Below are 25393 nucleotides of genomic sequence, written 5' to 3'. Positions count from 1 at the left end.
CCCGTCTGCCGGCGGCTTTGGGCGGGAGTCTGCCATGAGTTTTGAAACCTTCGGCCAGCCGCTGCTGACCTTTCCCGACGCAGAAAAAAGCCCCCTCAGCATTCGCGCCAAGGCGCTGGTGTTTGTCGATCCGCGTTCCCGTCAGTTACGCCAGGAGCTGGAGCTATTGGCGCCGCGCTCGATCTCGGTGTTGATCCGTGGCGAAACCGGCAGCGGCAAGGAGTTGCTCGCGCGGCACATCCATCGTGCGAGTGATCGCGGCGGGTTGTTCGTCTCGGTCAACTGCGGCGCGATCAGTCCGACCTACGCCGATGCTGAATTGTTCGGTTACGCCGCCGGCAGTTACAGCGGTTCGGCCAGCAGTCGCGCGGGTTGGTTCGGTTCTGCCAACGGCGGGACGCTCTACCTGGATGAGATCGGCGACTTGCCGCTGCCGATCCAGATCAAATTGCTCGCGGCGCTGGAAAACCACGAAGTCACTCGTGTCGGCGCTCACCAACCAAGCCCGGTGGACGTGCGCCTGGTCGCCGCTACCAGTATCGACCTGGCCCAAGCGGTGGCCGCCGGAAAATTCAATGAGCGGCTCTACCACTACCTCAGCGAAGGCCAGCTGGAACTGCCGGCCTTGCGTGAACGGGTGGGCGATATTCTGTCGCTGTCCGAATATTTCCTCGGTATCTATAGCCAACGCCTGGACCTGCCGGTGCCGCTGATCAGCGAAGCCGCGCAGCATTTGTTAGAGCAACACAGTTGGCCGGGCAACACCCGGGAGCTGGAAAACGTCATTCACTTTGCGTTGTTGGTCAGCACCGGCGATGAGATTTTGCCGGAGCATTTGAACCTGCCCGAGGCGCCCAGCTCACTGGTGCAGATCGAACGGCAACTGAAGCAGGTTCTCACCAGCGGTTCTGCCGTCGAAAAAGTAGCCTTGAAACAACTGCTCAAGGACGCTGCGATTTTGTAGGAGCTGGCGCAGCCTGCGATCTTTTGATCTTGATCTTCGGTGGCTTGAGCATTCGCCAAGATCAAAAGATCGTAGCCTGCGGCAGCTCCTACATTGTTCGTGGTGCTGTATGAACAAAATGGAATATGAAAGTGAATAAAAGATATTGTTCGGGAATAAAAAATCCCGGTATTGTCCGCGTCACGCCAGCGATAGCACTTCACTGGCACTCGTACTAAACAAGCCGTCGTCGATGACGACCGTGATTTTCGATAAGGACACTGCATGAAAAAGGTTCTGTTGTTCACCGCATTGGCGGCTGCCCTGACCGCGGGCCTGGCTCAGGCTGGCGAGAAACTGGTGGTTGCGGCGACCCCGGTTCCACACGCCGAGATTCTGGAACTGATCAAACCAACCCTCGCCAAAGAAGGCGTGGATCTGGAAATCAAAGTCTTCACCGACTACGTTCAGCCGAACGTGCAAGTTGACCAGAAGCGTCTGGACGCCAACTACTTCCAGACCCTGCCGTACCTGAAGAGCTTCAATGAAGGCAAAGGCACTAACCTTGTGACGGTGATCGGCGTGCACGTCGAACCGTTCGGCGGCTACTCGAAGAAAGTCAAAACCCTGGCTGAGCTGAAAGACGGCGCAACCATCGCTATCCCGAACGAAGGCAGCAACAGCGGTCGTGCCCTGATCCTGCTGCAGAAGGCTGGCCTGATCGAGTTGAAAGACCCGAAAAACGCTCTGGCCACCCCGAAAGACATCGCCAAGAACCCGCACAACTTCAAGTTCAAGGAACTGGAATCGGCCATGTTGCCGCGTGTTCTGGACCAGGTCGACCTGGACATGATCAACACCAACTACGCGCTGGAAGCCGGTCTGAACCCGGCTAAAGACGCGCTGGTGATCGAAGGTGCAGATTCGCCTTACGTGAACTTCCTGGTGGCTCGTCCGGACAACAAGGACAGCGTTGCCATCCAGAAACTGGCCAAGGCCTTGACCAGTCCTGAAGTGAAAGCATTCATCGCCAAGAAGTACAGCGGCGCGGTACTGCCGGCGTTCTGATTCGCGAGGTAAACCCCTTCAAGGTTTCAAACGCCGACGGCTGGTAAAAGCGTCGGCGTTTTTTTATTGGGTGTTGGGAATTAATTGGAATGTGAGTTCGGCTATAGAACCACCCCTCACCCCAGCCCTCTCCCCACGGGGGAGAGGGGGAAAGGGAGCAGATCTTCATGCCTTTCAAGTCCTGAGTTCGACTTGAACTTGCAGGTCGCAGAATTTCGAACAAACACATCGGTCAGTCCCCTCGCCCCTTGGGAGAGGGTGAGGGTGAGGGCAGGTTCTAACTACCCCCGCGTATTCAACGCCCTGCGCAACGCCATCAACAACTTCACGATGTCCTGCGGATCCAGCCGCTGTGGCACTTTTACGTCAGCCATTTTCTCTTCCTTGTGATGGTTCGGCCGGGGGAGTCTGGCCAAAATCGGTTCGTCCTTGGAGGGGTAATTTGAAAAAAAGATCCGTCCTACAGCGCAAAGAAAAATAGTCGTCTTCCGCTGCCACAGCAAACTCGGAAGATAGTTTTTTGCGTGATATCAATATGCTTTAACGGTATTTAAATTCTTCTTTTTATATCTTTAAAGTCGGTGTCTGCCGGGTAGTTATCCACTGCCCATGGACTGCACCACCGTCGCTTACCCTGCGGCGTCCAGGATGTTCAATGAACTTCGATTACGCATTTATCCTCAGCACCTTGCCGGCGTTTCTTAAAGCCGTGGGCGTGACGCTGCAGGTCGGCTTTATCGCTATCGGCACGTCGTTGCTGGTGGCGCTGATCAACGCGACGATTCTGGTATTCCGCACGCCTTACTTGCAGCGTCTGGTCGGGCTGTATGTGGAACTTGCGCGCAACACCCCGCTGTTGATTCAACTGTTCTTAGTCTACTTCGCCTTGCCAGCGCTGGGCATCAAGGTCTCGGGCTTTGCGGCGGCGATCATCACCATGACCTTCCTCGGCGGCGCCTACCTCACCGAAGTGCTGCGTGCCGGCGTCGACGCGGTGCCTCAGGCGCAGCTCGAGTCCGGGCGCTCCATCGGCCTGTCCCACGGGCAATTGCTGCGCTACGTGATCCTGCCGCAAGCCGGCATCCTCAGCCTGCCGTCGCTGTTTGCCAATTTCATTTTCCTGCTCAAGGAAACCACCGTGGTCTCGGCGGTGGCGGTGCCGGAGATTCTCTACACCACCAAAAGCTACATCGCGCTCTATTACAAAACCTACGAAATGCTCGCCGTGCTGACGCTGATTTGCGTGCTGCTGTTCTTACCGCTGTCGCTGCTGCTCAGCCGTCTGGAAAGGAGGCTCCAGCATGGCCAGTTCGGGTCTTGAATTGCTCTGGGTGTCGTTGCCGCAATTGGGCAAGGGCGCTGCGCAAACCTTATCGATCTCTTTTCTGAGCATCGCCATCAGCACCGTTGGCGGCGTGCTTTACGGTGTGCTGCGCACGCTGAATTCGACATGGCTGAACGCAATCCTGCGCGTTTATCTGGAGTTGTTCCGCGCAATTCCGGTGCTGGTATGGCTGTATTTGCTGTTCTTCGGTCTGCCGATTTTCTTCGGCCTGAGCATTCCGAGCTTCTGGTGCGCAGTGCTGGTGTTGTCGCTGTGGGGCGCCAGCGAAGTCGGGGAAGTGGTGCGCGGCGCGTTGCATTCATTGCCGCGCGGGCAGCGTGAGGCGGGGTTGTCGATTGGCCTGGACGGCCCGCAACTCTACGGTTACGTGCTGCTGCCACAAGCGCTGAAGCGCATGACACCGCCGACCATCAATGTCTACACGCGGATCATCAAAACCAGCTCGCTGGCGGTGCTGATCGGCGTGGTCGACGTGATAAAGGTCGGTCAGCAGATCATCGAACGCACTTACGAATCGGTACTGATCTACGGCGCACTGTTCCTGTTTTTCTTTTTCATCTGCTACCCGCTCTCGGCCGCCTCGCGCGTGCTGGAGCGGCGCTGGACGCAAGCATGAGCGCATTGATCGAGTTCAAGGGTTTCAACAAGTTTTTCGGCGAGCAGCAGGTGCTTAACGGCATCGACCTGCAAGTGAAGTCAGGCGAAGTGATCGTCATCCTCGGCCCCAGCGGCTGCGGCAAAAGCACCTTGCTGCGCTGCCTCAACGGTCTTGAAGTGGCCCACAGCGGCAGCTTGAATTTTGCCGGTCGCGAGTTGCTGGACAAGGGCACCGACTGGCGCGAAGTGCGGCAGCAGATCGGCATGGTATTCCAGAGTTACCACCTGTTCCCGCACATGAGCGTGCTCGACAACCTGCTGCTCGGCCCGCTCAAAGTGCAGAAGCGCGACCGCCGCGAGGCCTGTGCCCAGGCCGAAGCGTTGCTTGAGCGCGTGGGCCTTTCGGACAAGCGCGATGCCTTCCCGCGTCAGCTCTCGGGTGGCCAGCAGCAACGCATCGCCATCGTCCGTTCGCTGTGCATGAACCCGAAAGTCATGTTGTTCGATGAAGTCACCGCCGCCCTCGACCCGGAAATGGTCAAGGAAGTGTTGGAAGTCATTCAGGGCCTGGCCCGCGAGGGCATGACCCTGTTGATCGTCACCCACGAAATGGCCTTCGCCCGCGCCGTGGCTGACCGCATTGTGTTCATGGATGCCGGGCGAATCCTTGAGCAAAACCCTCCCGAGATGTTCTTTACGAACCCGCAAACCGCACGAGCGCAGCAGTTCCTGGAGAAGTTCTCCTACGTCGCCGCACTACCCAAAACGACTCAAACAAAGGAACTGGAACTGCTATGAAAACTGCCAAGTCGTCTCTGCTGCTACTCCCGCTGCTCGGCCTCGCGTTGCTGGCCGGTTGCAACAAAACCGAAGAACCCACCAAACCGGCGGCCACCAGTGCCAGTTATCTGGAAAAAATCAAAGCCCGGGACAAGTTGATCGTCGGTGTCTTCACCGATAAACCGCCGTTTGGTTTCGTCAATGAAGCCGGGCGTTATGTCGGTTTCGATACCGACATAGGCCGTCAATTCGCCAAAGATCTGCTGGGCGATGAGAACAAGGTCGAGTTCGTCGCGGTAGAACCGGCCAGCCGGATTCCGTTCCTGCAAAGCGACAAGGTCGATTTGATTCTGGCCAACATGACCGTTACCCCGGAACGTAAGGAAGCGGTGGAATTCACCAATCCGAACCTCAAGGTGGCGGTGCAGGCGTTGGTGCCGCAGGCCAGTTCGGTGAAAAACCTTGATGACCTGGCGACCCGCACCACCATTGTCACCACTGGCACTACGGCCGATATCTGGCTGACCAAGAACCACCCTGACTGGAAACTGCTGAAGTTCGAGAAAAACTCCGAATCTCTGCAAGCGTTGGCCAATGGGCGCGGCGATGCGTATGCGCAGGACAATCTGGTGCTGTTCAGCTGGGCGAAACAGAACCCTGGCTACCGCGTGCTGACCCAGACGTTGGGCGCTGAAGCACCGATTGCGCCGGCGGTGAAGAAGGGCAATATCGAACTGCGTGATTGGGTGAATGTCGAGTTGGCGAAACTGGGTGAAGAGAAGTTTCTGCTCAAACTGTATGACCAATATGTGCGTAAAGAACTGAGCGATGACACCAAGCCTGAGAGCGTGATTGTCGAGGGTGGGAAGTGGCAGGGGTGATTCCCTGACCTTTGCAGTGACTTTCCGATCGCCATCGCGAGCAAGCTCGCTCCCACATTAGACCGCGTCCGCCGGGACAACTCGGTCAGCTGTGGGAGGCAGGGGTGATTATCTGACCTTTGTAGTGATCTCTCGGCCGCCATCGCGAGCAGGCTCGCTCCCACATTAGACCGCGTCCGCCGGGACAACTCGGTCAGCTGTGGGAGGCAGGGGTGATTCCCTGATCTTCGTAGTGATCTCTCGGCCGCCTTCGCGAGCAGGCTCGCTCCCACATTAGACCGCGTCCGCCGGGACAACTCGGTCAACTGTGGGAGCGAGCCTGCTCGCGATTCGGTTTAACAGGCGCTGATTAGTCCGGCCAATACCACGCCGGCTCATCCAGTATCCGCTGCCCCGGTTTGGCCCAGATTCCTCTCCAGCACAATGCAATTGCACTCCGGATCCTCCTGCTGCAGGGTGCGCGATTCTGCTTTATTGTCGACGTCATCGTGCGCCAGGCTTTATTTCAAACCCTGAGGTGCACCCTTGGAACCCTGTTCTAAGCTCACAGTCGTATCGCCATTGGCACGAACGTGCAACGCAAAGGAGTCTGCATGGTGGGTCCCGGATTGAAAACAGTGGTTGGCCTGAGCCTCCTTGTCCTGCTGAGCGCCTGTGGCGATAAAAAACCGGTCGAAAAGGACCGTCCGCGGGTATTCGTGCAAGAGGTAAAACCTGCGGATTACGCGGCGACGGTGACCCTGACCGGTGATGTTCAGGCGCGGGTCCAGACCGACCTGTCGTTCCGCGTTGCCGGCAAGATCATCCAGCGTACAGTCGATGTCGGTGATCGGGTTTCGGCTAAACAAGTGCTGGCCAAGCTCGATCCCAAGGACCTGCAAACCAGCGTCGACTCGGCTCAGGCGCAGGTTGTTGCCGAACAGGCCCGAGTCAAACAGACCGCCGCCGCGTTTGTTCGCCAGCAAAAACTCCTGCCCAAGGGCTACACCAGCCAAAGCGAATACGATTCCGCCCAAGCCGCCTTGCGCAGCAGCCAAAGCGCCCTGACGGCGGCCCAGGCGCAATTGGCCAACGCCCGTGAACAACTGAACTACACCGCGTTGGTCGCCGACGCACCGGGGGTGATTACCGCACGTCAGGCCGAGGTCGGCCAGGTGGTGCAGGCCACCGTGCCGATTTTCAGCCTGGCCCGGGACGGTGAGCGCGATGCGGTGTTCAACGTCTACGAATCGCTGCTGACAGAGCCGCCGGAGGGTAAAACGGTGGTCGTCAGCCTGCTCGACAAACCTGAGATCAAAACCACCGGCACCGTTCGGGAAATCACCCCGGCCGTCTCTGCGCAGACTGGCACGGTGCAGGTCAAAGTCACTCTCAACGGACTACCGGAAGGCATGCAGCTCGGTTCGGTGGTAAGTGCCACGGCCAAGACGCCGGGCAAGTCGGCGGTCGAACTGCCTTGGTCGGCGCTGACGAAAAATCTCAGCGACCCGGCCGTGTGGCTGGTGGACGATGAAGGCAAGGCACAGCTGCACACCGTCACTGTCGGTCGCTACCTGACCGGCAAAGTGATCATCAGCGCCGGTCTGAAGGGGGGCGAAAAAGTCGTCATCGCCGGCGGCCAGTTGCTGCACCCCGGCGTGAAGGTGGAAATCGCCGAAAACACCTACAAGGACTTAGCCGAGGGAGCCCAGCCATGAAGCGTCTGTTACTGGTTTGTGCCGGTGTGATGCTGGTGGCCTGCTCGAAAAAAGAACCGCCGCCGGAGCCAGTGCGCCCGGTGTTGTCCATCAAGGTCCAGTCCCTGGACGAAGAAAATCTGGGCCGCTTCGCCGGCAGCATCCAGGCCCGTTATGAAAGCAATGTTGGGTTCCGGGTGCCGGGGCGCATTGCCAGCCGTAACGTTGATGTCGGTGCCGAAGTTGATAAAGGTGCGTTGCTCGCCACGCTCGACCCCACCGATCAACAGAACCAGTTGCGTTCCGCTCAGGGCGATCTGGCCAACGTCCAGGCGCAACTCATCAACGCCCAAGCCAACGCCCGGCGCCAGCAAGAGTTGTTCGATCGTGGCGTGGGTGCCCAGGCGCAACTCGACGTCGCACAAACCGATCTCAAAACCACCCAGGCCTCTCTCGATCAAGCGAAGGCTGCGGTCGATCAGGCCAAGGACCAGCTCAACTATGTCGAACTGCGCGCCGACCACAAAGCCATCGTCACCGCGTGGAATGCTGAAGCCGGGCAAGTCGTCAGCGCCGGCCAGCAAGTGGTGACCCTGGCGCAGCCGGACATCAAGGAAGCGGTGATCGACCTGCCGGACACCCTGGTCGACCAATTGCCGGAAGACGTGGTGTTTCAGGTGGCCGTCCAGCTCGAGCCGAGCATCACCACCACTGCCATCGTTCGCGAAATCGAACCTCAAGCCCAAAGCGCCACCCGTACCCGTCGCGCCCGCCTGACACTGGCCGAAACGCCGCCGGGGTTTCGCCTGGGCACGGCGATCAGCGTGACCCTCAGCTCCACGATCAAACCGCGTATCGAACTGCCCCTGACCGCGCTCCAGGAGGTCGATGGCAAATCGCGGATCTGGGTCATTGACCCGCAGACCCAAACCGTTTCCCCGCGAGACGTCAGCCTGATCAGCCGCACGGATTCAACGATGGTCCTGGCCAACGGCGTGAAGTCCGGCGAGCGAGTGGTCAGTGCCGGCGTGAATAGCCTGAAACCGGGGCAAAAAGTAAAAATCGATGAGGACAGCCCGCAATGAAAGGGAGTTTCAACTTATCCGAATGGGCCCTCAAGCATCAGTCGTTTGTCTGGTATTTGATGTTCGTCGCGCTGCTGATGGGCGTGTTCTCGTACCTGAACCTTGGCCGCGAGGAAGACCCGTCGTTCACCATCAAAACCATGGTGATCCAGACCCGCTGGCCGGGCGCGACCCAGGAGGAAACCCTCAAGCAGGTCACTGACCGGATCGAGAAAAAACTCGAAGAACTCGACTCTCTCGACTACGTGAAAAGCTACACCCGCCCCGGCGAGTCGACGGTTTTCGTTAACTTGCGTGATACCACCAGCGCCAAGGACATTCCGGAAATCTGGTACCAGGTGCGCAAGAAGATCAACGACATTCGCGGCGACTTTCCCCAAGGCCTGCAAGGACCGGGATTCAACGATGAGTTCGGCGATGTGTTCGGTTCGGTGTACGCCTTTACCGCCGACGGTTTGTCGATGCGCCAATTGCGCGATTACGTCGAGCAGGTCCGCGCCGAGATCCGCGAAGTGCCGGGGCTGGGCAAGGTCGAGATGGTCGGCGAGCAGGATGAAGTCCTCTACCTGAACTTCTCCACCCGCAAACTGGCGGCGCTGGGCATCGATCAGCGCCAGGTGGTGCAGAGCCTGCAATCGCAAAACGCGGTGACGCCGGCCGGGGTGATCGAGGCCGGTCCCGAGCGGATTTCCGTGCGTACGACGGGGCAGTTTGCCTCTGAGAAGGACCTGGAAAACGTCAACCTGCGACTCAACGACCGTTTCTACCGCTTGGCCGACGTCGCCGAAATCAGTCGTGGCTACGTTGACCCAGCGACACCGGAGTTCCGCTTTAACGGCCATCCGGCCATCGGCCTCGCCATTGCGATGAAGAAGGGCGGCAACATTCAGGCATTCGGCAAGGCGCTGCACCAGCGCATGACCGACCTGACCGCCGATCTGCCGGTGGGCGTCGGCGTGCACAACGTTTCCGATCAGGCTGAAGTAGTGGAAAAAGCCGTCGGCGGTTTTACCAGCGCACTGTTCGAAGCGGTGGTGATCGTGCTGATCGTCAGCTTCATCAGCCTCGGTGTGCGCGCCGGTCTGGTGGTGGCGTGCTCGATTCCGCTGGTGCTGGCGATGGTCTTCGTCTTCATGGAATACAGCGGCATCACCATGCAGCGGATTTCCCTCGGTGCGCTGATCATTGCGCTCGGGCTGCTGGTGGATGACGCGATGATCACCGTCGAGATGATGGTCACGCGCCTGGAAATGGGCGAGACCAAGGAGCAGGCGGCCACGTTCGCCTACACCTCGACCGCGTTCCCGATGTTGACCGGTACGTTGGTGACGGTGGCCGGTTTCGTGCCCATCGGCCTGAACGCCAGCTCGGCCGGCGAGTACACCTTCACGCTGTTCGCGGTGATTGCGGTGGCCATGATCGTGTCGTGGGTTGTCGCGGTGCTGTTCGCCCCGGTGATCGGCGTGCACATCCTCAGCGCCAACGTGAAACCTCACGATGCAGAACCGGGGCGCATCGGTCGGGCGTTCAATTACGGCTTGCTTTGGGCCATGCGCAATCGCTGGTGGGCGATCGGCATCACCGTTGCACTGTTTGTGGCGTCGGTGTTTTCCATGCAGTTCGTGCAGAACCAGTTCTTCCCGTCCTCGGACCGCCCGGAAATTCTCGTCGACCTGAACCTGCCGCAAAACGCCTCGATCGCCGAAACCCGCAAGGCGGTGGACAAGCTCGAGGCGACGCTCAAGGGCGACCCGGACATCGTGCGCTGGAGCACCTACATCGGCGAAGGTGCGATCCGTTTCTACCTGCCCCTCGACCAGCAACTTCAGAACCCGTACTACGCGCAACTGGTGATCGTCAGCAAGGGGCTGGAATCGCGTGAGGCCCTGAGTCAACGTTTGCGTGAGAGGTTGCGCAAAGATTTTGTCGGCATCGGCAGCTACGTCCAGGCGCTGGAAATGGGCCCGCCGGTAGGGCGGCCGATTCAGTACCGGGTCAGTGGCAAGGACATCGATCAAGTGCGCAAGCACGCCATCGCCCTGGCCACCGAACTGGATAAAAACACTCACATCGGCGAAATCATTTACGACTGGAACGAACCGGGCAAAGTCCTGCGCATCGACATCGCACAGGACAAGGCACGGCAATTGGGACTGTCGTCGGAAGACGTGGCCAACCTGATGAACAGCATCGTGGTCGGTGCGCCAGTGACTCAGGTCGATGACGATATCTACCTGATCGACGTGGTGGGGCGTGCGGAAGACGCCGAACGCGGCACCCCGGAAACCCTGCAGAATTTGCAGATCGTCACGCCGGGCGGCACCTCGATTCCGCTGCTGGCTTTCGCCTCCGTGCGCTATGAACTTGAGCAACCGCTGGTCTGGCGCCGCGACCGCAAACCGACCATCACCATCAAGGCTGCGGTGCGCGACGAAATTCAGCCGACCGATCTGGTGAAACAACTCCAGCCCGACATCGACAAATTCGCCGCCAGTTTGCCGGTGGGTTACCAGGTCGCCACTGGCGGCACCGTCGAAGAAAGCGGCAAGGCCCAGGGGCCGATTGCCAAGGTTGTGCCGTTGATGCTGTTTTTGATGGCGACCTTCCTGATGATCCAGCTGCACAGCGTGCAGAAGCTGTTCCTGGTGGCCAGCGTCGCGCCACTCGGGCTGATTGGCGTGGTGATAGCGTTGATCCCGACGGGCACGCCGATGGGCTTTGTGGCGATCCTGGGGATTCTGGCGCTGATCGGCATCATCATCCGCAACTCGGTGATTCTGGTGACGCAGATCGATGCCTTGGAGAAGGACGGTCATGCACCGTGGGATGCGGTGGTGCAAGCCACGGAGCATCGTCGCCGGCCGATTCTGCTGACGGCTGCGGCGGCGAGCCTGGGGATGATCCCGATCGCCCGGGAAGTGTTCTGGGGGCCGATGGCCTACGCGATGATTGGCGGGATTATTATTGCGACGTTGCTGACGTTGCTGTTTTTGCCGGCGCTTTATGTGGCCTGGTACAAAATCCGCGAGCCGAAGAAAGAGGTGCAGTAAGGCGAGCGCTACGCGCTCATCGCGAGCAAGCTCGCTCCCACAGTTGACTGAGTTGTCCAGACGGACGCGGTTCTCTGTGGGAGCGAGCTTGCTCCGGGCGGCGTTCCGACGATGGCGGCCGAATGGGCTACACAGGCTTACGCCAAACACTCGCCAACCAAGGCTGCTGCTCCCGAGGCAGCCCCGCCGGCCGGTAGTAATGCTCCAACTCTACAAACCCCGCTGCCGTCAGCAATTGCTGCCACGTCTCAAGATCGTGGTACGCCCCATAACGCGGCCCATTCCACCCTTCCTGATTCTCGCCACGCGGATTGGAACTGAACAACACGCCACCTGGCTTCAAAGCCCCGCGCAATTCCTTCAACACCCGAGGCAGTTCCTGACGCGGAATATGAAACAACACCGCATTGGCGAAGATCCCGTCAAAGCGCTCAGCCGGCAAATCCAGCTTCAGAAAATCTTGCTGCCAGACCTCACAACCACTGTCTTCGCGTGCCATCTGCGCAAACTTCTCCGAGCCATCAAGCCCGACAGCGGTGTGGCCCATGCGCGTGAAGGTTTGCAAATCACGACCCGGCCCACAGCCAAAGTCGAGAATGTCGAACGGTGCCTCCCCCTGAATATGCCGCAGCAGCGCATCAATGTTCTGGCTGACATCATGATCGCGAGTCCCTTCGCGAAAACTCTCAGCCACTGAGTTGTAATGGCTCAGAGTGGTGGAGGTGATCTGCTCAAGGTCGGTGGGGGTCTGTTTCATGGTCGGCTGCGCAGGCAATGTGAGTTTGCCGAATATACGCCAAGGCGCCGGTGGCTGCTTCGCAGCCATCGCGAGCAAGCTCGCTCCCACAGGGATTGTGTGAACACCCGAGATCCAATGTGGGAGCGAGCTTGCTCGCGATAGCAATATCACTGACGCCCAAAGGCTTGAGCCAGACTCAACGCTTGTTCAATCCCCGAGCCAACCGATCCCCGCCCAACTGAATCGCCGCCACCAACACCACCAGCAACACAATCACCGTCAACATGATCTGGCTATCAAACCGCTGATATCCGTACCGATAAGCGATGTCGCCCAACCCACCGGCACCAATCGCCCCGGCCATGGCCGACGAGTTGATCATCGTCACCAACGTAATCGTGAAACCACCGACAATCCCCGGCAATGCCTCAGGCAACAACACATGCCAAACGATATGCCAACGCCGGCAACCCATCGCCTGCGCCGCTTCGATCAACCCGTGATCGACCTCCCGCAGACTGACTTCGGCAATGCGCGCAAAGAACGGTGTAGCAGCAATGGTCAGTGGCACCACGGCCGCCCAAACGCCATACGTGGTGCCGACGATCAGCCGCGTAAACGGAATCAGCGCCACCATCAGAATCAGAAACGGAATCGAGCGGAACAGGTTCACGAACGCACCCAGCGCGCGGTTCAGCGCCGGTGCTTCGTAGATACCGCCCTTGGAGCTGGTGACCAGAATCACCGCCAGCGGAATGCCCGCCAGCAGCGCGATCAATGACGACACGCCGACCATCAGGAAGGTGTCGATGAAGCCTTGCAGCAAGCGATCAAACCACATAGCCCAGCACCTCCACCTGTTGCGCCCAGTGGCCGGCGCGTTGACGCAATTCCTCTGCGCCGAGGGGCGAATCGGTCACCGCCAGCAGCAATTGCCCGAGGGCATGGCCCTGAATCCGTTCCACGCCACCTTGCAGCAAACGCACGCGACCACCGAGGGCGCTGAACAACGCGGCCAGGTCGGGCTCGTCGCTGGTGCTGCCGGTGAACTGCAAACGCAGCACAACAGCGGCGTCCGAAGACTGTGGATGTGCCTGCAAGCGGCTTTGCAGTTCTTCTGGCAATCCGTGTTGTAACGGCGCCAGCAAGGTTTTGCTGACCTCGTGCTGCGGGTTGCCAAAGACTTCCCAGACCGGTCCTTGTTCGACGATTCTCCCGTGTTCCAGCACGACGACCCGATCACAGATATCGCGAATCACCGCCATCTCGTGGGTGATCAGCACGATGGTCAGGCCCAGGCGTTGATTGATCTCGCGCAGCAGGCCGAGGATCGATTGTGTGGTTTCCGGGTCCAGCGCCGAAGTGGCTTCGTCGCACAGCAGGATCGCTGGGTCATGCACCAAGGCGCGGGCGATGCCGACGCGCTGTTTCTGCCCGCCGGAAAGCTGCGCCGGGTAGGCCTTGTGTTTCTCTTGCAGGCCCACCAGTTCCAGCAATTCGCGGACTTTCTGCTCGCGTTTTTCCTTGGGCACGCCGGCGACTTTCAACGGCAACTCGACGTTCTGCCAAACCGTCTTGGCCGACATCAGGTTGAAGTGCTGGAAGATCATGCCGATGCGCCGACGCAGCGCCACCAGGCGGTCTTCATCGAACTCGCCGATGTCGACCTGATCGATCAGCACGCGCCCCGTGCTCGGTTGTTCCAAGCGGTTGATGGTGCGGATCAGCGACGACTTGCCGGCGCCGCTGCGGCCGATGATGCCGAACACCTCGCCGCGCTGGATCGCCAGGTCGATGCCGTGCAGCGCGGCGACCGGACCTTGCTGGCCGTTGTAGGTTTTGCCCAGACCGATGAAGCGCACGTGGGCGCGATTCAGGTCCGGGTGCAGTTCGGTTTGTATGGCGTTATGAGGCTCTGGAATTTCCAGTCGCAGTTGGGTGGCTGCCGTCATATTCAGCTTTCCCAACCGGCTTGGTAGAGCTTGCCGTGGGCCTTATCCAGCGCGGCACGAACGGCCGGCGAATGTTGATAGATGTCGACGAATTTGATCAGGCGCGGGTCGGTTTTGCTTTTCGGCTGGATCACGAACTGGATCACGTATTCCTTGTGGTCGAGGCCGTCGAACAGCAGGGCGGAGCCGGCATCGAAGGTCTTCGACAGGCGAATGTAGGCCGGGTAACCCTGGACCAGATCGGCGTCGTCATAAGCGCGTACCAGTTGCACGGCTTCGACCTGAAGGATTTTGATTTTTTTCGGGTTGGCGATGATGTCTTCTTCGGTGGCCTTGTAGCCGACACCTGGTTTAAGCGTGATCAGCCCGGCCTTGGCCAACAGTTGCAAACCACGACCGCTGTTGATCGGGTCGTTGGCGATCGCCACGCTGGCGCCTTCCGGCAGCTCGTCGAAGCTTTTGTATTTCTTCGAGTAGAGGCCGACGTTGTTGATGATCCCCGGCGCGAACGGCACCAGGTCAAAACCGGCGGCGGCCTTGGCGTTTTCCAGGAATGGGACGTGCTGGAAGTAGTTCACGTCGATGTCCCCGGCAGCGAGGCTGACATTGGGCGCGATCCAGTCGCTGAACTCCACCAGGTCGACCTGCAAGCCTTGTTTCTTGGCTTCTTCGACGGCGGCTTCCAGGGGAATGGCGAAAGCGGCGGTGGTGCCGACTTTCAGCGGCGTGTCGGCGGCGAAGGTGATGGAGCTGAAAAGGCCGAGGGCCAGGGCCAGTGCTTTGACTGGGTGAGAGAGGTAGTTCTTGGTCATGATATTTATTCCAGTCAGTGCATTAGATTTGTGGTGTTTGGTAGGGCCTCATCGCGAGCAAGCTCGCTCCCACATTGGATCTCGGGTGTTCACACAACCCCTGTGGGAGCGAGCTTGCTCGCGATGCTTTTAGCGGCGGAACGCGGATCCGGTATGTTGCTCAGGCAAATGCGCCTCCCCGTGAAACAGTTTTTCCCGCAGGCTGCCACTGTCGTAGGCGGTCTTGTACGACCCTCGGCGTTGCAACTCCGGAATTACCAAATCGATGAAATCCACATAGCTTTCCGGCGTAACAATCCGCGTCAAATTGAAGCCATCCAGACCGGTTTCCGCGATCCACGATTCCAGCTCGTCAGCGACTTGCTCAGGCGAACCCACCACGGTGATGTAGCGACCACCGAGGGCGTGTTGCTCGAGTAATTTGCGGCGGGTCCAGTCGTTGTTTTGCAGATTCTTGGTGGCGGACTGGATAGCGTTGCTCTTTACGTACTGGATCGGCTCGTCGATTTCGTACTCGGAGAAATCGATCCCGGTGGAGGCCGAGAAATGCGCCACGCCAGCCTCAGCACTGGCGTAGCTCAAGTACTCGGCGTGCTTGGCCCAAGCCAGCTCTTCGGTGGCGCCGACAATCACGTTCAAACCCATGAACACCTTGATGTCCTCGGGGTTGCGCCCGGCCTCGACGGCACTGGCGCGCACCTTGTCCACTTGAACCTTGGTCGCCGGTTTGTTCTGGCCGCTGATGAACACGCACTCGGCATGTCGCCCGGCGAACAGCAAACCGCGATCCGAACTGCCGGCCTGGAACAGCACCGGCGTGCGCTGCGGCGAGGGCTCGCAGAGGTGATAACCCTCGACCTGATAGAACTCGCCCTTGTGCTCGACCTTGTGCACTTTCTCGGGCTGCGCGTAGATCCGCTGCTGCGGATCGTTAAGCACCGCGCCGTTTTCCCAACTGCCTTCCCAGAGTTTGTAGAGCACTTGCAGGTATTCATCGGCCTGGTCGTAACGACGGTCGTGTTCTACCTGTTCGCTCAAACCCATGGCCTTGGCGGCGCTGTCGAGGTAGCCGGTGACGATGTTCCAGCCGACCCGGCCGCGACTCAGGTGATCGAGCGTGGACATGCGTCGTGCGAACAGATACGGCGGTTCGTAAGTCAGGTTGGCGGTGAGGCCGAAGCCAAGGTTTTTTGTCACTGCGGCCATGGCCGAAACCAGCAGTAGCGGGTCGTTGACCGGAAGTTGGATCGACTCTTTGAGCGGCACGTCTACCGAGTTTTGATAGACGTCGTACACGCCGACGATGTCAGCGATGAAGAGACCGTCGAACAGCCCACGCTCCAGCAATTGCGCCAGTTCGGTCCAGTATTCGATCGTTTTGTACTGAGTGGAGTTATCCCGTGGATGCGTCCACAGACCATGGTTGATGTGCCCGATGCAGTTCATGTTGAACGCGTTGAGCAGGATCTTCTTTTTGGCATCGGCCATCAGATCGTCCCCCGCAATGGCGGGTTTTCATCGTTGAGGTAGTAATTGCCGACCGCGTGATACTTCCAGCGCACCGGGTCGTGCAGCGTGTGTACCCGAGCGTTGCGCCAGTGACGGTCCAGGCCATGTTCGATCAGGGTTGCCTGGCTGCCGGCCAGTTCAAACAGCGTGCTGCCCGCGGCGAGGGAAATCTCGGTGCTGATGGCGCGGGCTTCGGCGACGGCAATCGACGCGGCGGCGACGGTCTCTGCGTTGGTCGTGGTCTGAGCCTTGTCGAGGAATTCACCGGAGCGTTCCAGCAAGGCTTCGGCGGCGTGCAAACGAATGCTCAAGTGGCCGAAGCTCTTGAGGGTCAGTGGGTCTTCGGTGGCTTTGTCGTTGCCGGAATCGATCCACGGCCGGGTCTTGGTGCGCACGAAATGCAGCGCATCTTCATAAGCGGCGCGGGCGATACCGGTGTCGATAGCGGCATGAAGAATCTGCGCGAGCGGGCCGACGGTGGTCGGGCGCTCGAACGCGCTCTGAAACGGGATCACGTCTTCGGCGGCGACGTAGACATCTTCAAACACCACCGAACCGCTGCCGGTGGTGCGCTGGCCGAAGCCGCTCCAGTCGTCGATCACCGTCAGGCCTTTGCTGTTGCGCGGGACGAACGCTAGTTGCTGCACGCCGTGTTCATCCACGACCGACGTCGGAATGCGCTGGGCATAAATCGCCCCCGTGGCGTAGAACTTGCGGCCGTTGATGCGATAGCCGTCACCGTCGCGGCTCAGGCTGGTGACGCGGTCGTGGGCGGTTTTGGTGCCCAGTTCTGCCAAGGCATTGCCGAAGCGCTGGCCCGCCAGCACTTCCGCGTACAGGCGTTTTTTCTGCTCTTCGCTGCCATTCACCCGCAACACTTCGAGCGCGTAGAAATGGTTCTGCGGGATCTGGCCGAGGGAGCCGTCAGCCTGGGCGATCAGCGCGATCACCTTGGCCAGCGTGACGTTGGAAACGCCAGCGCCGCCGTATTCTTTTGGCACGCTGATGCCCCAAAGACCCGAGCGGGAAAACACTTCCAGTTCCGGGTGTGGTAAACGGCGTTCGCGGTCGCGCAGGGCGCTGTCGCGTTTGAAATCTTCGGCCAGGTCACTGGCGACGATCAGGGCTTGCTCATCGCTGGTTATGACCGCGACGTGGTGAGAAAGAGTCATGTGTTTCTCCAGAGATCTGGTCAAAAGTGTTCTGGTCGTTAAATCCAGGAATGCCGGGCGGGCAGCGTGCCGTTCAGGTGATAGGTGCCGACGGCGTGATATTTCCAGCGCACCGGGTCGTGCAGCGTGTGCACGCGGGCGTTGCGCCAATGGCGGTCGAGGTTGAATTCGGCGATGGTGGCGCGGCTGCCAGCCAGTTCGAAAAGCTTTTCGCTGGCCAGCAGCGAGATCTCGGTGGTCAGGACTTTGGCTTCGGCCACGGCAATCGAGGCGCGGGCGGCGGACTCGGCGGTGAGCGGTACGGCGTTGACCTGATCGAGCACTTGCCCGGCCTTGCGCAGCAGCGCTTCGGCGGCGTGCAGTTCGATCTTCAGCTTGCCGATGTCGGCGATCACATAGAGGTCGTCGCTGGCCCGTTCGACCTTGGCGTCGATCCACGGCCGTGCACGGGTTTTCACGAACGCGATGGCGTCGTCGATGGCGCCCCGGGCAATGCCGGCGTCAATGGCGGCTTGAATCAGCTGCGACACGGCACCCTGAATGTTCGGGTTGTCATTGATCTTCCAGTTATCCACCACCAGCTCGGCGTCGACCTGCACGTTGTTGAGCAAAATGGTGCCGCTGGCGGTGGTGCGTTGGCCGAAGCCCGACCAGTCATCCACGATGCGCAGGCCCGGTGTACCGCGGCGGACGAAGGCCAGAACCTGCTTGCCATCGTCGTTCAGCGCCTTGACCGCGACCCAGTGGGCGAACAGGGCGCCGGTGGAATAGAACTTCTGCCCGCTGAGGACGAAGCCGTCGCCGCTGGCGGTGATTCGTGCCTTGAGTTCGAGGGTGTTTTTGGTGCCGCGTTCAGGTCCTGCGTTACCGATCCGCCAGCCGTCGAGTACGCTTTTGAACAGCTGTTTTTTCTGCGATTCAGTGGCGCTGCCGAGTACCAGGTTGAGAATGCCGAACTGGTTCTGCGGGATCTGTCCCAGTGCCGGGTCGGCCGCGGAAATGATCGCGAAGACCTCGGCAACGGTGACGAATGAAACCTGCGGGCCACCGTACTCGCGCGGGATGGCAATGCTGCCCAGGCCGCTACGGGTGAACTGTTCGATTTCCGACCACGGCAGCTTGCGCTGCTGGTCGCGTTTGGCTGCTTGTAGGCGGGCGACTTGCGCCAGCTCATGGGCGGCCTTGATGGCTTGTGCGTCGTTGCGCAAGACCTGCGCGGGCAACAACAACGGGGCGATGTCCAGATCACTCTGGACGATTGCATCTGCCAGACTGGACATCAGTGCCGCTCCTTGGCTGCACGCAATGCCCTGGCGATCTGCACTGGGGTGATTGTGTTCCGGACCATACCTACCTCACATCTCATGGAAACGTCGCGATGGTTGCGACGAACGAAAACAAGAATGTCCGGTGGTCCGGTGCATATACCCTAAACGTGTATAAAAAATAAATAAACTAACTTTTAGGAATATGCATAGAAGGGGCTTCAATAGGCTGAGCGCGGCCCCTGTGGGCGGTGTTTTCACTCCTTGCGGGGTTCGGCGACCATGAGTATCTCCCTTGGCCGGGCCTTCAAATACGGATTGGCGCAACCGATCTTCAGCTTGCGCGGTGGTGCCCAGCGAGAGTTGTTACCCACCCGGTCGAGGATGCAGTAAGTCACTTCCAGCCGCAGGTCTTCGCCGGCTTCGAGAATGATCGCCGGCGGCACCCAGACCTGGATCGGCTGGCCGACATCGCCGGCCTTGAGTCGTGGCAGATCCATGCGCACATCGCCCCAGCGCAGGGTGATTTCGTCGTCGGCGGCCATGTTCAGATAAGGTTCGATGGTCAACGGAACGCCACGCTTGATCTGGTTCGGATTGACTCCCTGACGGCGAATGGTCTCGGGGATATTCACCGGCTCCAGACGCTGGTTTTCGTCACCGCACAGCGCCGACGGTTGGCCGCCGGGGCAATCGAGTTTGATTTGCACCCGTCTGGCGGCTGAAAGGGTTGGCCCTTGCCCGATCTGCATGATCCGGTAGTGAATGCGTGAGGTGCCATTGGCGATGAAGCTCTCGGGTACACGCAGTTGGGCCGGTTGACCGACATCGTCGGCCGTCAGCACTCTGGAGGCCACGTAGCAGTTGTCCCAGAACAGTTCGATCAGGTCGCCTTCGTCCATGCCGGAGTAAGGCGCCACATCGATCAACAGGTGCGCCGCCGAGGTGATGTTGATGCAGGTCTTGTGAGATTGCGCCAGGGTCGGGGCCGCAAGTTCGGGTTTGTTCGAAGTGCTTGTCATGGGGGTTCTCCTTGAAGCCTTGCAGCGAAAGTCCGTTTCTGAAAGTTCGAAAGGCGTGAATTATCGAGCAACAAAACTGTGCACTATTTGCGGGATTAAATAATGAGTGAGTGCAAGGGTAAACGCCTGTTGAGACTAGATAAGAGTGCGCTTGAATAGGTGTCAATAGAGCAGGCTAGTTAAGTGTTGGATCTAGTGCTATTCAGAAAAATCCTACGCATTGAAGTTAATAAGCTGCACCGCTCTGTCGAACTTGACGTTGTTTTACGGGCTTTTAGTGCGTTGCTGACGGCGAAGGCCGGTTCGGTGAGGGCGCTGGGTTTGGCGGATTTTAGGCGAGGTTATTCTGTTGCAGGACATATATATGTACCGCACGCAGCAATAAAAAATTATCTATTGTTCGGATGGATGAATAAGAGAAGAGAGCGTGGCGAAGTATTTTCTTAGTGGGGATAGTTGTCACTTCCATCCATGGAAGTTAACAAGTAGTGAGGCGATGTTTCAGTGGTGAGCGTTATTGAGGAACTTGCTGAGGAACTGCTTCGTCCGCTCTTCTTTCGGGTTGGCAAACAGCGCCTTGGCTTCGCCTTGTTCAACGATCACACCCTTGTCAAAGAACACCACGCGGTTCGCCACGTCCCGGGCAAAGCCCATTTCGTGGGTGACGATGACCATGGTGCGTCGCTCTTCGGCGAGGCTGCGGATGGTCGCCAGCACTTCACCCACCAGCTCCGGATCGAGGGCTGAGGTGGGTTCGTCGAACAGAATCACTTCCGGCTCCATCGCCAGCGCGCGGGCAATCGCCACACGCTGTTGCTGACCACCGGACAGGCGTCGCGGGTAAGCGTCTTCCTTGCCCGCCAGACCCACCCGGGCCAACAGCTTTTTACCCAGGGCAACGGCTTCGGCGTGCGGGATCTTCTTTACGATGATCGGGCCTTCGATAACGTTTTCCAGGGCGGTGCGATGAGGGAACAGATTGAAGTTCTGGAACACGAAGCCCACGTGTTGGCGCAAACGTCGCACCAGGCCTTGCTGCTGGTTCAACGGACGACTGCCATCGATCTCGATGTCACCGACCTTGATCCGGCCGCTGGTGGGTTCTTCCAGAAAATTCAGGCAGCGCAGGAACGTGGTTTTACCCGAGCCGCTAGGCCCGATGATCGCCACGACCTCGCCTTCCTTCACTTGCAGATCGATGCCGTTGAGCACCACTTGACCCTTGAACTGCTTTGTCAGTTTTTCCACGACAATCATTGGGTCAGGACTCCAGGTCGTGCCGATTGACCCGTGCTTCCAACTGGTTCTGCAGGTGCGAAAGCACCGTGGCCAGAATCCAGTAGATCAGCGCGGCGGCAAGGTACATGGTGAAAATTTCAAAGGTACGGGCGGTAATCAGCTGCGCCTGACGGAACAGTTCCGGCACCTGAATAGTGGCTGCCAGCGCGGTGTCCTTCACCAGCGAAATGAAGCTGTTGCCCAGCGGTGGCAGAGCCGTGCGCATCGCTTGCGGCAGGATGGCCCGGCGCAGGGTCTGCGCGCGGGTCATGCCGATACTCGCGGCGGCTTCCCACTGACCGCGCTCGATGGAGCTGATCGCGGCGCGGAGGATTTCGCAGGCATAAGCCGCCATGTTCAGCGAGAAGCCGATCAGGGCCGCCGGTAGCGGATCAAGTTCGATGCCCAATTGCGGCAAGCCGTAATAGATCACGAACAGTTGCACCAGCAACGGCGTGCCGCGAAAGAACGACACGTAGATGCGGGCAATCCAGCTCACCAGTTTGAAGCGCGACAGGCGCATCAATGCCAGGCCGAAGCCCATCACCAGGCCGAAGAACATCCCGCCCAGGCTCAAGATCACCGTGTAGTACGCGCCCTTCAGCAGGAAGGGCGCGGAATCCAGCGCGAGTTGGAAAGCTTCTTCCATTATTGAGTGACGTCAGCGCTGAAGTATTTTTCCGAAAGCTTTTTCAGCGTACCGTCGGCACGCAGCTTGTCGATGGCCTTGTTCACTGCTGCCAGCAACTCAGGCTCGCCTTTGCGCAGGGCGATACCGGCTTCCTGGCGGGAGAAGGCTTCGCCAGCGGCGGCAGTGTCCTTGGCCTTCTTGGCGTATTCCAGCGCGGCGAGGCGGTCGATCAGAATGGCGTCGATGCGGCCGACGCGCAGATCCTGGAACTTGGTCGGGTCATCTTCGTAGGTGCGGATGTCAGCCTTAGGCACATTCTCTTTCACCCACTGCTCATAGTTGGTGCCAAGACCTACGCCTACTTTCTTACCGGCCAGATCGGCGGCGGTCTTGATGGTGTCTTTGTTCTTGGTCAGGGTCAGTGCCTGAATCCCGGAAATGGTGTACGGCTCGGAGAAGTCATACTTCTTCTTGCGCTCTTCGGAAATGGTCACCTGGTTGATCACGGCGTCCAGACGTTTGGATTCCAGCGCCGCGAGGATGCCGTCCCATTTGGTCGGTTGCAGTTTGACCTTCACGCCCAGCTCTTTGGCCAGGGCTTCGGAGAACTCGACTTCGAAGCCGGCCAGTTTGCCGTCGGCGTCGACGAAACTGAACGGTGGGTAAGTGCCTTCCAGGCCAACGTTGATCACGCCAGCGTCTTTGATTTTTTGCAGCTGCTCACCGGCAACCGCTTGCCCCAACAGGCCGGCGCTCAGCGCCAGACCCAGCGAACCTACCAGCAGATTTCGTCGTAGTGCGGAAAAATTCATGACAAGCCCCTGTGTTTTCTTATGAAGACGCTTTTAGGAATGTTGGCAAATTCGGGATTTGAACGACTGCAATATCCTGCCCTAAAGCATCGTATGCGTCTCGCTGCAAATTCGCCTGCGGCGTGACTATATGATGGTGTTGTTAGATAGGAAAATACTAAATATTAGTTTTGTTATTCTTTTTAGAGATATGCGGTGTCTGTTGAAAACATCGCAGCCTTCGGCAGCTCCTACAGGGGAATCGGCGGACACCAGTAGGAGCTGCCGAAGGCTGCGATCTTTTGATCTTCGTTTGACCGCTTACAGAAAATCTTTATAGGCAAACAACGCCGGCGCCCCACCGGTATGCAGGAAGATGATCGGGCCGTCATTGAAGCGCTGGCGGCCGATGCCATCGAGCAAACCCGCCATGGCCTTGCCGGTGTAAACCGGGTCCAGCAGCAAACCTTCCTGACTCGCCACCAGCTTCACGGCGGCCAACGTCCCGGCATTCGGTTCACCGTAGCGCGGGCCGAAATACTCGTCCCACAACTCGACCTTGAAACTCGCTGGCAGGCTCACGCCCAATAGCTCGGCAGTGCGTTCGGCGAGACCTTGGACTTTCGGGCGCTGGTCTTCATCACTGCGAGACACCGTGACACCAATCACTGGCAAATCCGGCAGTGCTTCACTCAACGCCAACGCCAGACCGCTATGGGTCCCGGCGCTGCCCGAGGCCAAAACTACGGCCGCGAATGTCAGCCCGGTGTCCTTGATCTGCTCGGCCAATTCCAGCCCGGCACGCACATAACCCAAAGCACCCAAGGCGTTCGAGCCACCAATCGGCACCAGATACGGCTTCTTGCCGTTGTTGCGCAGACGGTCGGCCAGAGCCTGCAATTGCTCGTCGGCATTATCGAGGTTCTCCACCAACTCGACCTTGGCATCGAACAGGTCCAGCAACAGCCGATTACCGTTGCCGACATAGTTAGCGTCGTCGGTGCCGAGAGGGTTTTCCAGCAACGCAACGCAGCCCAGACCAAGCTTGGCCGCAATGGCGGCAGTCTGGCGCACGTGGTTGGACTGAAGCGCGCCAGCAGTAATCAAGGTGTCGGCGCCTTGTGCCAGTGCATCGGCCGCCAGGTATTCGAGCTTGCGCAGCTTGTTGCCGCCCATCGCCAGCGGCGTCAAGTCATCACGCTTGACGTACACATCACGGCCCAACCAGGCCGACAGGCGTTCGAGTTTTTCCAGGGCGGTAGGATGACCGAGCAGGTCGAGGCGGTTAAAGCGGGCAAGCTGTTGTTTGATCATGGGGTCCGTACTGGCGGAGGGAGATGACAGGACTATAGGCACGCCTATTTAGCGGGGCAACTGCCAATCGCCTTATGCCCAAAAGTGCTGAGCACAGCACAATCGGTTCTTAATTCGGCTTCCAGACCATGCCGTAAAGTAATCGCGGTTAACGCGGCCAGACAGTCCGGCCGCCCGTGAGGAGTTTTTACCGTGAGCGAGCGTTCCAGTCATTGGCAACTGCAGACCATCGTCAGCCAACTGCGCACGGCGCGTGATCAGTGGCGGCTACAAAATGGCCGCGCCAGCACCGAACAGGGCGGCCGTGAGTTGCCTTCCCGAGCGGCCATGGCAGAGATTCTCGAAGCCCTCTGTGGCGCGTTGTTCCCGATGCGCCTGGGGCCGGTGGATTTGCGTGAGGAGAGTGAAGACTTCTACGTCGGCCACACGCTGGACGTTGCATTGAACGCGTTGCTGGCTCAGGCGCGACTCGAATTGCGCTACGCCGCTCGCCACAGTGCCCAGGCCGACACTGAAGTCGAAGCCAAGACTATTCAGATCATTCAGGACTTCGCCCTCGCATTGCCGGGGCTGCGCAGTCTGCTCGACACCGACGTGCTGGCGGCCTATCACGGCGATCCGGCGGCTCGCAGTGTCGATGAAGTGTTGCTGTGCTATCCGGGGATTCTGGCGGTGATTCACCATCGCCTGGCCCATCATTTGTACAGGGCCGGATTGCCGCTGCTGGCACGGATCAGCGCGGAGATCGCGCACTCGGCCACCGGCATCGACATTCACCCTGGCGCGCAGATTGGCCGCAGCTTCTTCATCGATCACGGGACGGGTGTGGTGATCGGCGAGACCGCCATCATCGGCGAACGTGTGCGGATTTATCAGGCCGTGACGTTGGGCGCCAAGCGCTTCCCGGCGGATGAAGACGGTCAGTTGCAGAAGGGGCAACCGCGACATCCGATTGTCGAGGATGACGTGGTGATTTATGCCGGTGCGACGATTCTGGGGCGGATCACCATCGGCAAGGGCTCGACCATTGGCGGTAATGTCTGGCTGACCCGCAGCGTGCCGGCGGGGAGCAACCTGACTCAGGCGAATCTGCAGCATGATGACGGGACGCAGAAGTAAGTTTCAAAATCCTGGCTGACTGAGTGGGCCTCATCGCGAGCAAGCTCGCCCCCACAGTGGATCTGCGGCGAACACAAAATGTGTGAACGACAGAAAACCATGTGGGAGCGAGCTTGCTCGCGATTGGTTTTAAGGCGAACACGAATACTGGCATTTAGCTAATTTCCCACTGAACGAATCCCCCAAACCCCGCGTCATACCCATCCTTGAGCTAGCGTACGAACAGTACCGCCGAGCCTTGCGATTAGTCCTTAGCACCCTATTCATGTTTAACTTGAACGCTCATTCAAGTTAAACCGTCGGTTTGCTGCCCGCTCACAACAGGAGGCTTGCCTTTGCCGAGTCCGTTATTGATTGCCCTGTT

Annotated in this window: 22 protein-coding genes; 10 read left to right on the top strand and 12 right to left on the bottom strand. The window is 59.1% G+C overall.

Annotated features, from left to right (window positions below):
• Window positions 1-34: 34 nt before the first annotated feature.
• The 9 genes from VD17_RS00905 (at window position 35) to VD17_RS00865 (ending at window position 11425) form a co-directional block, all read left to right on the top strand.
• Window positions 35-964 (top strand): sigma 54-interacting transcriptional regulator, encoded by a 930-nt coding sequence (locus tag VD17_RS00905; protein WP_046052270.1) that lies wholly within the window; start codon window positions 35-37, stop codon window positions 962-964.
• A gap of 264 nt (window positions 965-1228) precedes the next feature.
• On the top strand, window positions 1229-2011 hold the full coding sequence (locus VD17_RS00900; protein ID WP_046052269.1) for a MetQ/NlpA family ABC transporter substrate-binding protein: 783 nt from the start codon (window positions 1229-1231) through the stop codon (window positions 2009-2011).
• A 655-nt stretch (window positions 2012-2666) separates the two neighbouring features.
• Window positions 2667-3332: an amino acid ABC transporter permease gene (locus VD17_RS00895; protein WP_046052268.1), complete on the top strand. Its 666-nt coding sequence runs from the start codon at window positions 2667-2669 to the stop codon at window positions 3330-3332.
• Window positions 3313-3972, top strand: a complete 660-nt coding sequence (locus VD17_RS00890; RefSeq protein WP_033058534.1) for an amino acid ABC transporter permease — start codon at window positions 3313-3315, stop codon at window positions 3970-3972. Before VD17_RS00895 ends, VD17_RS00890 begins: the two co-directional genes overlap by 20 nt.
• Window positions 3969-4751 (top strand): amino acid ABC transporter ATP-binding protein, encoded by a 783-nt coding sequence (locus VD17_RS00885; RefSeq protein WP_046052267.1) that lies wholly within the window; start codon window positions 3969-3971, stop codon window positions 4749-4751. Before VD17_RS00890 ends, VD17_RS00885 begins: the two co-directional genes overlap by 4 nt.
• Window positions 4748-5614, top strand: a complete 867-nt coding sequence (locus VD17_RS00880; protein ID WP_046052266.1) for a transporter substrate-binding domain-containing protein — start codon at window positions 4748-4750, stop codon at window positions 5612-5614. Before VD17_RS00885 ends, VD17_RS00880 begins: the two co-directional genes overlap by 4 nt.
• Window positions 5615-6207: 593 nt before the next feature.
• Window positions 6208-7311, top strand: coding sequence for an efflux RND transporter periplasmic adaptor subunit (locus VD17_RS00875; RefSeq protein ID WP_046052265.1), 1104 nt, complete (start codon window positions 6208-6210; stop codon window positions 7309-7311).
• Window positions 7308-8375 carry an efflux RND transporter periplasmic adaptor subunit gene (locus tag VD17_RS00870; RefSeq protein ID WP_046052264.1) on the top strand — a complete coding sequence of 356 codons (1068 nt, stop codon included), beginning with the start codon at window positions 7308-7310 and terminating at the stop codon, window positions 8373-8375. The genes VD17_RS00875 and VD17_RS00870 overlap by 4 nt, the downstream gene beginning before the upstream one ends.
• Window positions 8372-11425 (top strand): efflux RND transporter permease subunit, encoded by a 3054-nt coding sequence (locus VD17_RS00865; RefSeq protein ID WP_046052263.1) that lies wholly within the window; start codon window positions 8372-8374, stop codon window positions 11423-11425. The genes VD17_RS00870 and VD17_RS00865 overlap by 4 nt, the downstream gene beginning before the upstream one ends.
• Window positions 11426-11552: 127 nt before the next feature.
• Here VD17_RS00865 and VD17_RS00860 read toward each other — a convergent pair whose 3' ends face one another.
• The 12 genes from VD17_RS00860 to VD17_RS00805 all read right to left on the bottom strand — a co-directional run bounded on the left by VD17_RS00860 (window position 11553) and on the right by VD17_RS00805 (window position 23910).
• Complete coding sequence (locus VD17_RS00860) at window positions 11553-12182, bottom strand: class I SAM-dependent methyltransferase (RefSeq protein WP_046052331.1); 630 nt, start codon at window positions 12180-12182, stop codon at window positions 11553-11555.
• A 178-nt stretch (window positions 12183-12360) separates the two neighbouring features.
• On the bottom strand, window positions 12361-13005 hold the full coding sequence (locus VD17_RS00855) for a methionine ABC transporter permease (RefSeq protein WP_033058513.1): 645 nt from the start codon (window positions 13003-13005) through the stop codon (window positions 12361-12363).
• Window positions 12995-14116 (bottom strand): methionine ABC transporter ATP-binding protein, encoded by a 1122-nt coding sequence (locus VD17_RS00850; RefSeq protein ID WP_046052262.1) that lies wholly within the window; start codon window positions 14114-14116, stop codon window positions 12995-12997. Before VD17_RS00850 ends, VD17_RS00855 begins: the two co-directional genes overlap by 11 nt.
• Before the next feature lie 2 nt (window positions 14117-14118).
• Window positions 14119-14928 carry a MetQ/NlpA family ABC transporter substrate-binding protein gene (locus tag VD17_RS00845; protein ID WP_046052261.1) on the bottom strand — a complete coding sequence of 270 codons (810 nt, stop codon included), beginning with the start codon at window positions 14926-14928 and terminating at the stop codon, window positions 14119-14121.
• A 129-nt stretch (window positions 14929-15057) separates the two neighbouring features.
• Window positions 15058-16416 (bottom strand): LLM class flavin-dependent oxidoreductase, encoded by a 1359-nt coding sequence (locus VD17_RS00840; protein WP_046052260.1) that lies wholly within the window; start codon window positions 16414-16416, stop codon window positions 15058-15060.
• Window positions 16416-17609, bottom strand: a complete 1194-nt coding sequence (locus tag VD17_RS00835; protein WP_046052259.1) for an SfnB family sulfur acquisition oxidoreductase — start codon at window positions 17607-17609, stop codon at window positions 16416-16418. The genes VD17_RS00840 and VD17_RS00835 overlap by 1 nt, the downstream gene beginning before the upstream one ends.
• 38 nt (window positions 17610-17647) lie before the next feature.
• Window positions 17648-18889, bottom strand: coding sequence for an SfnB family sulfur acquisition oxidoreductase (locus tag VD17_RS00830; RefSeq protein WP_046052258.1), 1242 nt, complete (start codon window positions 18887-18889; stop codon window positions 17648-17650).
• A gap of 242 nt (window positions 18890-19131) precedes the next feature.
• Window positions 19132-19896 carry a hypothetical protein gene (locus tag VD17_RS00825; protein ID WP_046052257.1) on the bottom strand — a complete coding sequence of 255 codons (765 nt, stop codon included), beginning with the start codon at window positions 19894-19896 and terminating at the stop codon, window positions 19132-19134.
• A 501-nt stretch (window positions 19897-20397) separates the two neighbouring features.
• Entirely contained in the window at window positions 20398-21153 is a 756-nt protein-coding gene (gene tcyN, locus VD17_RS00820) for an L-cystine ABC transporter ATP-binding protein TcyN (RefSeq protein ID WP_046052256.1), read from the bottom strand.
• A gap of 4 nt (window positions 21154-21157) precedes the next feature.
• Window positions 21158-21823 carry a cystine ABC transporter permease gene (tcyL, locus tag VD17_RS00815; protein WP_033058489.1) on the bottom strand — a complete coding sequence of 222 codons (666 nt, stop codon included), beginning with the start codon at window positions 21821-21823 and terminating at the stop codon, window positions 21158-21160.
• Complete coding sequence (gene tcyJ / locus VD17_RS00810; RefSeq protein WP_046052255.1) at window positions 21823-22617, bottom strand: cystine ABC transporter substrate-binding protein; 795 nt, start codon at window positions 22615-22617, stop codon at window positions 21823-21825. Before tcyJ ends, tcyL begins: the two co-directional genes overlap by 1 nt.
• A 300-nt stretch (window positions 22618-22917) precedes the next feature.
• On the bottom strand, window positions 22918-23910 hold the full coding sequence (locus tag VD17_RS00805; RefSeq protein ID WP_046052254.1) for a D-cysteine desulfhydrase: 993 nt from the start codon (window positions 23908-23910) through the stop codon (window positions 22918-22920).
• A gap of 192 nt (window positions 23911-24102) precedes the next feature.
• Between VD17_RS00805 and epsC the strand changes: the two genes are divergently transcribed.
• On the top strand, window positions 24103-25029 hold the full coding sequence (gene epsC / locus VD17_RS00800) for a serine O-acetyltransferase EpsC (RefSeq protein WP_033058482.1): 927 nt from the start codon (window positions 24103-24105) through the stop codon (window positions 25027-25029).
• Window positions 25030-25393 lie beyond the last annotated feature (364 nt).

Origin of the sequence: Pseudomonas fluorescens (genome assembly GCF_000968015.1) — a bacterium.
GTDB classification, from domain to species: Bacteria; Pseudomonadota; Gammaproteobacteria; order Pseudomonadales; family Pseudomonadaceae; genus Aquipseudomonas; species Aquipseudomonas fluorescens_W.
This window is presented reverse-complemented; position numbering and strand designations above follow the sequence as displayed.